At 59.7% G+C, this 12,126-nt stretch carries 11 protein-coding genes; 8 read left to right on the top strand and 3 right to left on the bottom strand.

Translation table 11 applies throughout. The features are described from left to right. Window positions 1–4: 4 nt before the first annotated feature. The 5 genes from ASG35_RS28300 to ASG35_RS28280 are packed head-to-tail and all read left to right on the top strand — an operon-like array spanning window position 5 to window position 6,336. On the top strand, window positions 5–763 hold the full coding sequence (locus tag ASG35_RS28300) for an energy transducer TonB (protein ID WP_056365563.1): 759 nt from the start codon (window positions 5–7) through the stop codon (window positions 761–763). Further along, a complete protein-coding gene (locus ASG35_RS28295) occupies window positions 756–2,594 on the top strand; it encodes an extracellular solute-binding protein (protein ID WP_082508651.1) in 1,839 nt (612 codons plus the stop codon). Before ASG35_RS28300 ends, ASG35_RS28295 begins: the two co-directional genes overlap by 8 nt. A gap of 7 nt (window positions 2,595–2,601) precedes the next feature. Further along, a complete protein-coding gene (locus tag ASG35_RS28290; protein ID WP_056365560.1) occupies window positions 2,602–3,651 on the top strand; it encodes a microcin C ABC transporter permease YejB in 1,050 nt (349 codons plus the stop codon). After that, complete coding sequence (locus tag ASG35_RS28285; RefSeq protein WP_056365558.1) at window positions 3,605–4,726, top strand: ABC transporter permease; 1,122 nt, start codon at window positions 3,605–3,607, stop codon at window positions 4,724–4,726. The genes ASG35_RS28290 and ASG35_RS28285 overlap by 47 nt, the downstream gene beginning before the upstream one ends. Continuing rightward, the gene (locus ASG35_RS28280; protein WP_056365555.1) at window positions 4,723–6,336 is read left to right on the top strand and encodes an ABC transporter ATP-binding protein; all 1,614 of its coding nucleotides are present in this window, start codon (window positions 4,723–4,725) and stop codon (window positions 6,334–6,336) included. The genes ASG35_RS28285 and ASG35_RS28280 overlap by 4 nt, the downstream gene beginning before the upstream one ends. 31 nt (window positions 6,337–6,367) lie before the next feature. Here the strand turns inward: ASG35_RS28280 and ASG35_RS28275 are convergent, their stop codons facing one another. Both ASG35_RS28275 and ASG35_RS28270 read right to left on the bottom strand, forming a co-directional pair. Next, window positions 6,368–6,583, bottom strand: a complete 216-nt coding sequence (locus tag ASG35_RS28275) for a DUF2945 domain-containing protein (RefSeq protein ID WP_056365551.1) — start codon at window positions 6,581–6,583, stop codon at window positions 6,368–6,370. A 130-nt stretch (window positions 6,584–6,713) separates the two neighbouring features. Then, window positions 6,714–7,778 carry a hypothetical protein gene (locus ASG35_RS28270; protein ID WP_156393409.1) on the bottom strand — a complete coding sequence of 355 codons (1,065 nt, stop codon included), beginning with the start codon at window positions 7,776–7,778 and terminating at the stop codon, window positions 6,714–6,716. A gap of 671 nt (window positions 7,779–8,449) precedes the next feature. Here ASG35_RS28270 and ASG35_RS28265 point away from each other — a divergent pair. From ASG35_RS28265 to ASG35_RS28255, 3 genes are all read left to right on the top strand, one after another. Continuing rightward, window positions 8,450–9,259, top strand: a complete 810-nt coding sequence (locus ASG35_RS28265; RefSeq protein WP_082508650.1) for an EAL domain-containing protein — start codon at window positions 8,450–8,452, stop codon at window positions 9,257–9,259. A gap of 286 nt (window positions 9,260–9,545) precedes the next feature. Beyond that, on the top strand, window positions 9,546–10,400 hold the full coding sequence (locus ASG35_RS28260) for an oxidoreductase (RefSeq protein ID WP_056365545.1): 855 nt from the start codon (window positions 9,546–9,548) through the stop codon (window positions 10,398–10,400). Window positions 10,401–10,469: 69 nt separating this feature from the next. Then, window positions 10,470–11,495, top strand: a complete 1,026-nt coding sequence (locus tag ASG35_RS28255; RefSeq protein ID WP_056365542.1) for an aldo/keto reductase — start codon at window positions 10,470–10,472, stop codon at window positions 11,493–11,495. Window positions 11,496–11,513: 18 nt separating this feature from the next. On the opposite strand, the gene ASG35_RS28250 is transcribed toward ASG35_RS28255, so the two are convergent. Further along, window positions 11,514–12,098: a MarR family winged helix-turn-helix transcriptional regulator gene (locus tag ASG35_RS28250; protein WP_056365539.1), complete on the bottom strand. Its 585-nt coding sequence runs from the start codon at window positions 12,096–12,098 to the stop codon at window positions 11,514–11,516. Window positions 12,099–12,126: the final 28 nt, after the last annotated feature.

Here is a 12,126-nt window from a genome sequence, read left to right as displayed (position 1 = left end):
CCTCATGAACGATTCGCATGAACCTTTGAAGGGCGCGCTGTGGGCGTCCGCGCACGCGCAACACCGGCACCAGCCGATGGGCGTGTTCGTCGCGGCGGCGGTCGTCGTGACGGTGCTGTTGATCTACGGCCTCACGCACGTGAACTTTGCGCCCGTGCAAACGCCGCCCAAGGAGATGCGCGTGACCATGGCGCCGCCGCCTCCACCGCCGCCTCCGCCTCCCGAAGTGAAGAAGATCGAGCCGCCGCCCGCGCCCACGCCAGTGGAAAAACCAAAGCCGACGCCAGTCAAGCCCAAGCCGTTGCCGACCCCTAAACCGCCGCCCGCGAAACCTGCGCCCGCGCCGAAGGAAGCGAACATTCCGGCCGCGGCCAATCCGGCGCCGAACGCACCCGCGCTCGCAACGGCCCCGGCCAACACCACGCCTGCCGCGCCCGTTGCCGCAGCGGCCGCACCTGCTCCCGCGCCGGCGCCTGGGCTTCATGGCGTGGTCGATGGCCGCGGTCATTGCCAGTCCGTGCAGCCGCAGATTCCGCGCAAGGCGCTGCAGGACGGCATCTCGGCGACCGTGACGGCGCGCCTGTCGATTGGAACCGACGGCCAGGTCAGCGACGTCAAGATCATGCGCGTCTCGCCGCCAACATCCGTCTTCAATGACGCGGTGATCGCAGCCGGCAAGGGTTATAAATGCGAGAAGAATCCGGAGCCCTACGTGGGCGAAGTGCAGTTCTCGTTCAAGACCACCGCGAGCGACGATGAGTAAAGCGGTAAAGCTTTTGATTTTCGCGCTCGGCGTGTTGTTCGTGGCGCAGGAGACGTTTGCCCGTCCATCGATAGCGCAATACGACGAGCCCAGATATCCGGCTGACTTCACGCACTTCGACTACGCGGAGCCCGACGCGCCGAACGACGGCGACATGAACTTCCAGAACTACGACGAATTGCAAAGCTACGATTCCATGAATCCGTTCCTGGTTCGCGGCGCGCCTGCGCCCGACCTCAAGAACCTCATGTTCGATACGCTGATGCAGCGAAGCTGGGACGAACTGGCATCGGAGTATCCGTTGATAGCCGACAATGTCACCATCGCGCCCGACGGCAGGTCCGCGACGTTTCACATCAATCCAAAAGCACGGTTCTCGAACGGCGATCCGATCACCGCAGCCGACGTCAAATATTCATACGACACGCTTTCGAGCGGCCAGGTTTCGCCCATCTACAACTCGCAGTTCGCCAACATCACGAAGGCGACGGTGATCGATCGCCTGACGGTGCGTTTCGATTTCAAGGAAGCACGCCGCGATGCGCCGCTGACCGCCGGCGACCTATGGGTGTTCTCGCCGAAGTGGGGCATGAAGCCGGACGGCACGCGTCCATCGTTCGACAAGATCGCAAGCGATCTTCCGATTGCAAGCGGCGCTTATCTGATCGAGCAGCGCAAGAACGACAAGCAGATCACCTACGTGCGCAATCCCGATTACTGGGCCGCGGATCTGCCTTCGCGGCGCGGCATGTATCGCTTCAAGCGCATCACGTTCCGCCTTTTTACGGATCACTACACGTCGCTCGAAGACTTCAAGGCGGGACATACGGATCTGCGCGTGGAATATTCGTCGGGTACGTGGGCGCGTAAATACGTCGGCAAGAACATCGCGAACGGATCGCTGAAGCGAGGTCTTTTCCCCGATGGCCCCGCGCAGATGCAGGGCATCTTCATGAACACACGCAGGCCTCAGTTCGCCGATCCTCGCATACGCCATGCGCTGACGCTCGCGTTCGACTACGAGTGGCTGAATCGCCTGACGTTCTACGGCCAGTACCGGCGCACGGGCAGTTACTTCCAGGACAGTCCTTTCGGCGCCACGGGCGTGCCGGATGCAAAGGAACTGGCGCTGCTCGAACCTTATGAATCGGAACTTCCAGCAACCGTATTCGGCCCCATGCTTAAGCAACCCGACACCACGCCGCCGCATTCCATACGCGCGAACTTGCGCGAGGCGCAGGCGCTGCTCAACGAGGCAGGATGGACTTATCGCGACGGTGCATTGCGCGATGCAAACGGCACGCCCATGTCGGTTGAAATCATGGACGATCAACCCGGCATGGACGGCGTGGTCATGCCGTTCGTGCAGCAACTGCAAACGCTCGGCATCCAGGCGCATATGCGTGAACTCGACAGCGCGCTCTACGGCAAGCGCATGGACGCATTCGATTTCGATATGACCACGTACATCTATTCCCCGGTGACCATTCCGGGTGGCGAACTGACGCGGCGGTTCGGCAGCGCGGCGGCATCGCAACCGGGGTCGGAGAATTTTCCCGGCGTGAGATCGAAGGCCGCCGACGCCATGATCGACGCTGCGCTCAAAGCCAATACGCTCGCCGATCTGCAAACGGCAACGCACGCGCTCGACCGCATCCTGATCAACGGCTTTTACATCGTGCCCGAGTACTACGCGCCGAATGTGCGGGTGGGTTACAAGGCGCGGATGGGTTATCCGAAGGTCCTGCCGAAGTCGTATTACGCCGAGGACTGGCTGATCGATTACTGGTTCGTGAAGCCCGCGCCGGCCGCGAACGCACCTATACATTGAGAGCGCCGTGGCTGCTTATATCCTGAGACGTCTGTTGCTGATGATTCCCACGCTGATCGGCGTGGTCACGCTTACTTTCGTGGTCACGCAGTTCGTGCCGGGTGGTCCGGTCGAACAGATCATGAGCCAGTTGCGTCACGGCGTGAACCATGGCGGCGAAGCGGGCGGAGGCGGCGGTTATCACGGCGGCCAAGGCGTGGACCCGCAGCAAGTCGAGCAATTGAAAAAACAATTCGGCTTCGACAAACCGCCGATAGAACGCTACTTCATCATGTTGAAGCATTACGCGACGTTCGACCTTGGTCAGTCTTACTACCAGCATCAAAGTGTGTGGGCGGTGATTCGTTCCAAACTGCCTGTCTCCATAACGCTTGGACTATGGACAGTCGTGCTGACTTACCTGATTGCAGTGCCGCTTGGAATCTCGAAGGCCATACGCAACGGATCGCGCTTCGATACCGCCACCAGCATCGTGGTCCTCGCCGGCTACGCGATCCCCGGATTCGTGCTCGGCGTGTTGCTGCTGATGCTGTTCGGCGGCGGCTCCATGTGGCAAGTGTTCCCCATGCGCGGGCTGACATCGGATGATTTCGAGCAACTCAGCGTAGCTGGCAAAGTGCTCGATTATCTGTGGCATATCGCTTTGCCGGTCACGGCTTCGGTGGTCGGCAATTTTGCGATCGTCACCATCCTCACGAAGAACACCTTCCTCGAAGAGATCGGGCGGCAATACGTGCTGACCGCGCGCGCGAAAGGCGCGCCGCAACGCGACGTGCTATGGAAACACGTTTTGCGCAACGCGATGATCCCGCTTCTGACCGGCTTGCCCGCTGCTTTCGTGGGTGCGTTCCTCAACGGCAATCTGTTGATCGAAACGCTTTTTTCTCTCGATGGCATGGGCCAGCTTTCCTACGATTCAGTGATCCGCCGCGACTATCCGGTCGTGCTCGGGTCGCTGTTCCTGTTCACCCTGATTGGTCTCGTGACCAAGCTCATTGCAGACGTCTGTTATGTCCTCGTCGACCCCCGTATCCAGTTCGACCGGCTGGACCGGTGAGAGCGTGACCGCGCTGCCGGAAACCGCGCGTCCAGTTTCCCCCGGACGGCGCGTATGGCTGCGTTTCAAGTCCCAGCGGCTGGGTTACTGGAGCACCATCGTGTTCGTGGTGTTGTTCGCAATCAGCTTGCTCGGCGAAGTGCTCGCGAACGACAGGCCGCTGATCGTGCGTTATGAGGGCCATTATTATTTCCCGGTGGTGAAAGACTATTCGGAGAAACTTTTCGGCGGCGATTTCCCCGCACGCACAAACTATCTCGACCCGTATATCCGCGACCGGCTGGAGTCGAAGGGTAACTTCGCAATCTATCCGCCGATCCATTTTCACTACGATACCGTCGACTACTTCGCAACACGGCCGAATCCCGCGCCGCCATCGGCGAAAAACTGGATCGGCACGGACCAGTTCGGGCGCGACGTGTTTTCGCGGCTGCTGTACGGTTTCCGGCTCTCCGTCCTCATGGCAATCGCACTGACCATCTCGGGCGTCGTGCTGGGCGTTCTGGCGGGCGCAGTGCAGGGTTTCTATGGCGGGCGAACCGATTTGATCGGCCAGCGCCTGATCGAAATCTGGAGCTCCATGCCGGACCTCTATTTGCTGATCATCTTTGCATCCATATTCGAGCCGACCTTGTGGCTGCTTTTCATCTTGTTGTCGGCGTTCGGGTGGCTCACGCTTTCGGACTATGTACGCGCGGAATTCCTGCGCAACCGTTCGCTCGATTACGTGCGCGCGGCTCGTACGATGGGTCTTTCGAACTGGCAGATCATGTGGCGTCATGTGCTGCCGAACAGCCTCACGCCCGTGATCACGTTCCTGCCGTTTCGCATGAGCGCGGCCATTCTTGCGCTGACGAGTCTCGATTTCCTCGGCCTCGGCGTTCCCGCGCCCACGCCGAGCCTCGGCGAACTGCTCGCCGAAGGCAAGAACAATCTCGATGCATGGTGGATCTCGGGCGCGGCTTTCGGCGCGCTGGTGATCACGTTGCTGCTCCTGACCTTCATGGGCGACGCGTTGCGCAATGCCCTCGATACGCGCACGCGCGGCTCGGCTTTTGGAGGCGCGCAGAAATGACCACGCCGCTGTTGCAACTCGATCGCCTTTCCATTGGTTTCGGCGATAAAACCGTCGTCCAGGACCTGAGCCTTTCAATCGCGCGCGGCGAACGTGTTGCGCTCGTCGGCGAATCGGGGTCGGGCAAAAGCGTGACCGCGTTGTCCATACTTGGGCTCGTTGAAAACGCGCGCCAGACCGGACGCATCTTGCTCGACGGGGACGACCTCCTGCAAAAGACCGAGCAGCAGATGCGCGGCATTCGCGGCCGCGATATCGCCATGGTGTTCCAGGAACCGATGACCGCGCTCAATCCGCTGTTCACCATCGGCAAGCAGATTGCGGAGAGCTTGCGTCTTCACGAAGGATTGCGGCCGAATGCGGCGCGCGAACGCGGCATTGAATCATTGAGGCGAACTGGAATTCCGGAGCCGGAGCGCCGGATAGATAGTTATCCGCATCAATTATCCGGTGGGCAGCGGCAACGCGCGATGATCGCCATGGCGCTCGCGTGCCGCCCCAGGCTCCTTCTCGCCGATGAACCCACAACCGCGCTCGACGTCACCGTGCGCCAGCAAATAGTGGATCTGCTCATCGGCCTGCAGGAACAGGAAGCGGCCGAGCGCGGCATGGCGGTTCTGCTCATCACGCATGACCTGAATCTGGTGAAGCGCTTCGCGCAACGCGTCGCGGTGATGGAGAAGGGCGTGCTCGTCGAGACCAACACGACCGCTGCGCTATTCGCAAACCCGCAGCATCCTTATACACGCCGCCTGCTCGACAGCGAGCCGCAGCGCGGTATAGAACCTGTTGCGCCGAACGCCAGGAGATTGCTGGAAGTGCAGGGGCTCGCGGTCGATTACCGCGCTCCGGCGAAGGGCTGGCGCTCGGCGTTCACGCAGTCATCGTTCAGGGCCTTGCAGGATATCGACATCACGTTGCGTCGTGGTGAAACGCTTGGCGTGGTCGGCGAATCGGGATCGGGCAAATCGACGTTGGCAGCAACCATTCTTGGTTTGCAGCGCCCGGCGCTGGGCGGCATACATATGGATGGGCAGCCCATGTCCACGCTCAAAAGCGCCAATTCGCGACGCATGATTTCGTCGCGGCTGCAGGTTGTGTTTCAGGACCCGTATGGATCGCTTTCGCCGCGCATGACGATCGAGCAGATCGTGGGCGAGGGTATTGCGCTGCATCGGCCTCAGGTAGATGCGGCGGCACGGCGTAGGCGGATCGTGGAATTGCTCGAAGAAGTGGGTTTGCCGGCGGACGTCCTGCCGCGTTACCCGCAGGAATTTTCCGGCGGACAGCGGCAACGGATCGCCATTGCCAGGGCGCTTGCGGTCGAGCCGGAACTACTCCTGCTCGATGAACCCACCAGCGCGCTGGACGTTTCCATACAACAGCAAGTGCTCAACCTCCTCACTCGCTTGCAGAAAAAGTACACGCTGAGTTACCTGTTCATCACGCATGACCTGGCTGTGGTGCGCGCAATGGCGCATCGGGTTGTCGTGATGAAAGCAGGGAAGATCGTGGAGATAGGAGAGACGATGCAGGTTTTGCAAGCGCCCGCGCATCCGTACACCCAGGCGTTGCTTGCAGCCTCACTGGTTGCAAGCGCGGCGGCCTGAACCGGGCCGCCGTACGTAGCATGAATGTTTTTCAGCCTTTCACTTTATGCAGCGCGCTGCCTTTATGCACCGCCCGCTTGCCGCTTTTCTCGCTTTCGACCTCGTAACTCGGATCGTCCGCCGAGCCGTTGACAACGTGTCCGTCTACCTTCGTATGTTCCTTGATCACGCGCGTGACATGTCCGCTGGTTTCGCCTTGCGGGCTATTCCAGCTCACGTGATCCTTGACCTTGAATGTCTGACTCATGGGTATCTCCTCGCGTTGTGTACGGCATCACGGATGCAACCCGTGTGCCTCGGCTCGAAAATACTCGATGAATCGGTATGAAGTTTGTCGTGGACGCGCAGTCGGGAAACGCGCAAGCATCAAACGTTCATCACGAGACCGGCTCCTTGCTGCTTTCTTCCACGCGCTGCGAAACAGCACGTGGTGCAAACGCATCTGTGGAAGGCGCAGCAACTTCTACAGGGGCAGGCGCTGGCTTGCTGCGGCTGATCATCTTGCGAAGCCGCGGCGCCACGGACGTTGCCGTAAAACAGAGCTTGATTCCAAAGCGCGCGCGGTTCAACAAGTGCGCTCTCGATACCGCCCGCCAGAACCGGTCCGGACTAAAGCTCGCGTGTCGTGACTCGCGCTCGATCAGGGACTTGCCATCGGGCAGATGCACGAACGCGCAATGCTGGAACCATCGCAGATCGCGATGCGTATTACCGGTCCAGTGCCTGCCTATAGCCTGATACGCGCCGAGTTCCACAATGTGCTGGCCTTCGTCGGCGAGTGTATTGAGCGCTGCCGAAACGAACGATTCATCGCCATGGTGCTGAAGACGCGCGATGTTATCGACGTATCGTTCGCATAACGCGCGCGCACGCGGCACCAGCGTCTTGAGAAACGCAGCAGTCGCGATCAGAAACTCGCCGCCGAACCAGCGCGGATTGAGCAAACGCCTGCCCGCGACAATCTCCAGGTCCTTGATCACGCAGTCGCTGCCATACGCAGGAAAGACCTGGTCGGATATGTCGAACGCGCCCACGCCTACGTTCGCGCAACGCTGAAGCAACTCCTGATCGAGTGGCCGCATTGCGACGATATCCGAATCCAGCAGCATGAGCAGCGTGTCTGGCCGCAGCATGTTTGCAACCTGTTCGAGCAGATCCAGCTTGAAATGCGCGCCGTAAAACTCCGTGTTCCTCGGGACGTTGAGACTCGTGATCAGCTCGACCACATGCGGGCGCTCTGCTGCGGGCTCGGAAGCGCAAAACGATTCGACGAGATCCTGGGCATTGGTGAAAAGGGTGAGGCGCGGCATGCCTGCGCGCAGCAGACTCTTGTTCAGGCACACGGCCTGACGTGCATAGGAGAGCGGATCTTTACTTGTGCTATTAGGACTGGCCGTCGCTTCGACATCAACGAAGACCAGCGTACAAGGAAAAATTTCCATTGTTTTGTCAGCCAAATCGAGAACCTGAGAATTTGTTGCTGATTTGAATTAGGCCGCATTAATTGGCCTGCGTTATTAGCATCGTGGGAGATACAAATACTATGTGTCCGCCAAAATGTCCGACAAGAGAGCCATCCGCCGATAAATCTGTACGGTTTTATTAATGCGCGGTGACGACTACGCATAATCGGCCACGCATGTCGGAGAACGCGACGCGAATGTCGCAAGAGATACTGATTGGACAGCGGGTGTCGTAAAGCTGACTGATTAATGCATTTGTATTAGTCGTCAGCGTCCGAGGTAATAAGGGTTGAACCATTCCCTTGTGGATCAGGCATCTGCCACGGTAAAGGCGCTATGTGGTGCGCCGCATATTCGTGTTCGCCGTAACGGGAAGAAAACGCTACGTAACATTGATGATCTAATGAAGGCCTAATTATCTGAGAGTCGCGGGTCACAGCTGCGAATGGCAGCACTGTCGGTTTAATACGCGGGTCTCGCGAGTTATATATGTCCGTTATCTACCAGGATAATGCGTTGGCACGGCTTGTGCATAAATGGCCGCGGTCTGTAGATTTTTCGCCCATAAAAATTGTTCATAAGGCAGACCGGACGCGGCGTAAAGGGCGACGTCGCTTATCAGTCAGATTGCGCAGCAGACGGGGGCCATCATGAAAACCACAGAAAAAGACGAGTTGTGTCAGCGGGTTCGAAGGGGATTGCGTGCAGGAGAATTTGCTCTGGCATTTCAGGGCGTTTATCACATCAAGACGGGTGCGCTAGCGAGCGCCGAAGCGCTGATCCGATGGCTGCATCCGGAATACGGCACCTTGTTGCCCGACGCGTTTATCTGCACGGTCGAAGACCCCAAGGTCGCAAGCGACATGACGTATTTCGTCATCAAGAGCGTGTGCCGCCAACTCGGGCAGTGGCAGCGCGAGGGGCGTCCCGTTTTCCCGATTGCGGTCAACGTGCCGCCGTCGGTTGCCATGAGCGAGCATTTCACGCAGCACGTCGAACGTATTGCGCGTTCCAACGGGATTACACCGGGGCTGCTGCAGATCGAGTTGTCGGAAGCGGAAGACGCCACGCGCGTGCTGGCGTCGAAGGGGTTGATGGCCGGGTTGCGCGAGCTCGGCGTGCAGATCGCTATAGACGATTTCGGCACCGGCTACTCGTCGCTTGCCATGTTGAGCGCAATGGACATAGATGTCGTGAAGCTCGCCAAGGAGTTGCTCGTTGAAGTGCCGGCGTGCCCGCGTGCATGCGCAGTGGTGTCCGCAATGCTGAATCTGCTTCAGACCTTGCGCCTTACGGTCGTGGTGGAAGGCGTTGAAACCGAGGCGCAAGCGAAGTGGCTCGCGCAATGGCCGCACGTGTTGACGCAAGGTTTCTATTACGGCCGCCCGACGTTCGGACTTGCGAATCTGCCCGGCTGCAAACGTGCGTCCGTGCGGCATCTGGAACTCGTCAGCGCCTGAATCACATCGCGGGGCGGCATCGCCACGTCCTGCGTCTGTACTTACCTTTTCCTTTCGCGCCCGGCACGTTCGGGCCGCTCGTGCTGCAATCGTGCATCGCGAGTAAGCTTTAGCCGGGCGTCCATTTCTGGGCACGGTTCTGGCGGCGCGATCAGCGCAACTCGCGCATCCACGCAGATAACTTTGCTTCGCCAGGCGACTTGCCGTGCGGTTTGCTGCCCTACGTCCCGGCGAAATTCCCCGCATTGATTCAACCCACTTTCTGACATATGAACAGGAGCTTTCCATGATGAATCGCGACAACCCCGTATGGCTGATCACCGGCTGCTCGACAGGTTTTGGCCGTGAACTCGCGAAGCTCGTGCTCGCGCGCGGCTGGCGCGCCGTGGTCACCGCGCGTGATCCGTCGATGCTCAAGGACCTGACCGAAGGCTATCCGGAACACGCGCTCGCTCTACAACTCGATGTCACCAACCGCAAGCAGATCGAAGATGTCGTCGCGCAATCCCGGCAGAAGTTCGGCCGTATCGACGCACTCGTGAACAACGCCGGCTACGGTTATCTTGCAGCGATTGAAGAGGGCGAAGACGATGCCGTGCGCGCAATGTTCGAGACCAATGTGTTTGGTCTGGTCGATACCACCAAGGCCGTGCTGCCCATCATGCGCGACCAGAAGAGCGGTCTTATCGTGAACATTTCATCGATCGGCGGCATCACCAGCTTTGCGGCCACCGGTTATTACCACGGCACCAAGTACGCAGTGGAGGGCATCTCCGAGTCGCTGGCGCTCGAAGTGAAACCGCTGGGTATCGACGTATTGATTGTCGAGCCGGGACCGTTCCGCACCAACTGGGCGGGTCCGTCGATCAAGCAATCGGCGACACGTATCGACGCATACGATCAAACTGCCGGCGAGCGCCGCAAGCAAACCGAGGCGCGCAGCGGCAACCAGGCGGGCGATCCGGTTCGCGCGGCGCAGGCGATCATCGACGCCGCTTTGTCCGACACGCCGCCGTTGCGCTTGCTGCTCGGCAAGGCTGCGCTGGAACTCGCGCGCAAGAAAGTCGATCTGCTCAAGCATGACTTCGATACATGGGAGAAGACGACCGTCGGCGCCGATTTCCCGGAAAGCTCGAAGTAATCTGCATCGCCACGGCGCACTGAGTCGTGGCGCCTTATCTCCCTTCAAATGGAAAGGAATCAACGGAAAATGGAATATCGCTTGTTAGGTGAATCGGGTTTCAAGGTGCCGGTGCTGAGTCTCGGCACAGGCACGTTCGGCGGCAGCAACGACTTTTTCAAGGCCTGGGGCAGCACGGATGCCGAAGGCGCGCGCCGTCTTGTCGACATCGCGCTCGATGCCGGCGTTTCAATGTTCGACAGCGCCGACATCTATTCCGACGGCATGGCTGAAGAAATCCTCGGCAAGGCGATTTCCGGGCGTCGCTCGGAGGTGATCGTTTCCACCAAGGGCACGTTCCGTTTCGGCACCGGCGTGAACGACGTGGGCTCGACGCGGCATCATCTGACCGAGGCCATCAACGGCAGTCTGAAGCGCCTGAACACGGATTACATCGACGTGTATCAGCTACACGCTTTCGACGCGATGACGCGCGTGGAAGAGACGCTGCGCACGCTCGACGACTTCGTGCGCGCCGGGAAGATTCGCGTGATCGGTTGCTCGAATTTTTCGGGCTGGCATCTGATGAAATCGCTGTCGGCGTCGGATCGCGAAGGACTCGTGCGACATTCGGCGCACCAGGCTTATTACTCGCTGATCGGCCGCGATTTCGAACAGGAACTCATGCCGCTCGGAATCGATCAGAAGGTATCCACGATCGTATGGAGTCCGTTGGGTTGGGGCCGGCTCACCGGCAAGATCCGTCGCGGAACGCCTTTGCCTGCGAACAGCCGTCTGCACGTGACAGCGGACAAGGGGCCGCCGGTTGCAGATGAATACCTGTTCAACGTGGTCGATGCGCTCGATGCCGTTGCGAAGGAAACTGGCAAGAGCGTGCCGCAGATTGCGCTGAACTGGCTGCTTCAGCGTCCTACGGTGGCAAACGTGATTGTCGGCGCGCGAGATGAAGCGCAGTTCCGCGAGAATCTGGGCAGCATTGGATGGTCGCTGAGCGCGGAACAAATCGCAGCGCTCGATAAAGCCAGTGCAACCACGCTGTCATATCCGTACTGGCACCAAAGCGGATTTACCGAACGCAACCCGGCGCCGGTATAACGCAAAGCGGTCGGACGTTTAGTCTTCGACCGCCTCACCACGCTCGGCAACCATCCGCCCGAGTTCCCGCGTCGACAGCACACGTCGACGCGGATTGGTCGAACCGAGTTCATCTTCCGCCAGGTTTTCGATCACGGCGAGAAGCACCTTGCGCGCCGTTTTGATATCGCGTTCGCTCATTCCCGCCACGCTGATCTCGTTGACTTCCTCGGCGAGCGGCACGAGCTTGGCCTTCAGCGCGCGGCCTTGTTCGGTCAGGAAGACATGCACGTTCTTCTTGTTGTCGGGCATCTGCTGGCGCTCGACAAAACCCATTGCTTCCATTGCCCGCACCGCGGCGAATGTGGTCGGTTCCATCACGCCTGCCTGCGTGCTCAGTTCGCGCTGCGTCAGGCCGTCGGTTTCCCAGAGTATCCGCAAGAAGGTCCAGTGTCCGTACGACACGGCATGTTCGGCCAGACGCAATTGCATGGCCCGCACCATCGCTCGCGTTGCGTCCTTGACGAGGTGAGCCAGGCGATCGTTCGGCACGGTGTCGTGCCAGTGGCGCAGCATCGCCGCGGTCTCGCGTGGCGCGGCGTCTGCTGATTTCTTGTCTGTCATGAAAGTGTCCAAATGCTGGAGGTGTCGC

This window comes from Burkholderia sp. Leaf177 (genome assembly GCF_001424345.1).
Classification (GTDB): domain Bacteria; phylum Pseudomonadota; class Gammaproteobacteria; order Burkholderiales; family Burkholderiaceae; genus Caballeronia.
This window is presented reverse-complemented; position numbering and strand designations above follow the sequence as displayed.

Bases quoted from the DNA above. Each gene is read 5' to 3' on its own strand.
- ASG35_RS28300 (WP_056365563.1), top strand. From the start codon at position 5: ATGAACGATTCGCATGAACCTTTGAAGGGCGCGCTGTGGGCGTCCGCG.
- ASG35_RS28295 (WP_082508651.1), top strand. From the start codon at position 756: ATGAGTAAAGCGGTAAAGCTTTTGATTTTCGCGCTCGGCGTGTTGTTC.
- ASG35_RS28285 (WP_056365558.1), top strand. From the start codon at position 3,605: ATGTCCTCGTCGACCCCCGTATCCAGTTCGACCGGCTGGACCGGTGAG.
- ASG35_RS28280 (WP_056365555.1), top strand. From the start codon at position 4,723: ATGACCACGCCGCTGTTGCAACTCGATCGCCTTTCCATTGGTTTCGGC.
- ASG35_RS28275 (WP_056365551.1), bottom strand. From the start codon at position 6,583: ATGAGTCAGACATTCAAGGTCAAGGATCACGTGAGCTGGAATAGCCCG.
- ASG35_RS28270 (WP_156393409.1), bottom strand. From the start codon at position 7,778: ATGGAAATTTTTCCTTGTACGCTGGTCTTCGTTGATGTCGAAGCGACG.
- ASG35_RS28265 (WP_082508650.1), top strand. From the start codon at position 8,450: ATGAAAACCACAGAAAAAGACGAGTTGTGTCAGCGGGTTCGAAGGGGA.
- ASG35_RS28260 (WP_056365545.1), top strand. From the start codon at position 9,546: ATGATGAATCGCGACAACCCCGTATGGCTGATCACCGGCTGCTCGACA.
- ASG35_RS28255 (WP_056365542.1), top strand. From the start codon at position 10,470: ATGGAATATCGCTTGTTAGGTGAATCGGGTTTCAAGGTGCCGGTGCTG.
- ASG35_RS28250 (WP_056365539.1), bottom strand. From the start codon at position 12,098: ATGACAGACAAGAAATCAGCAGACGCCGCGCCACGCGAGACCGCGGCG.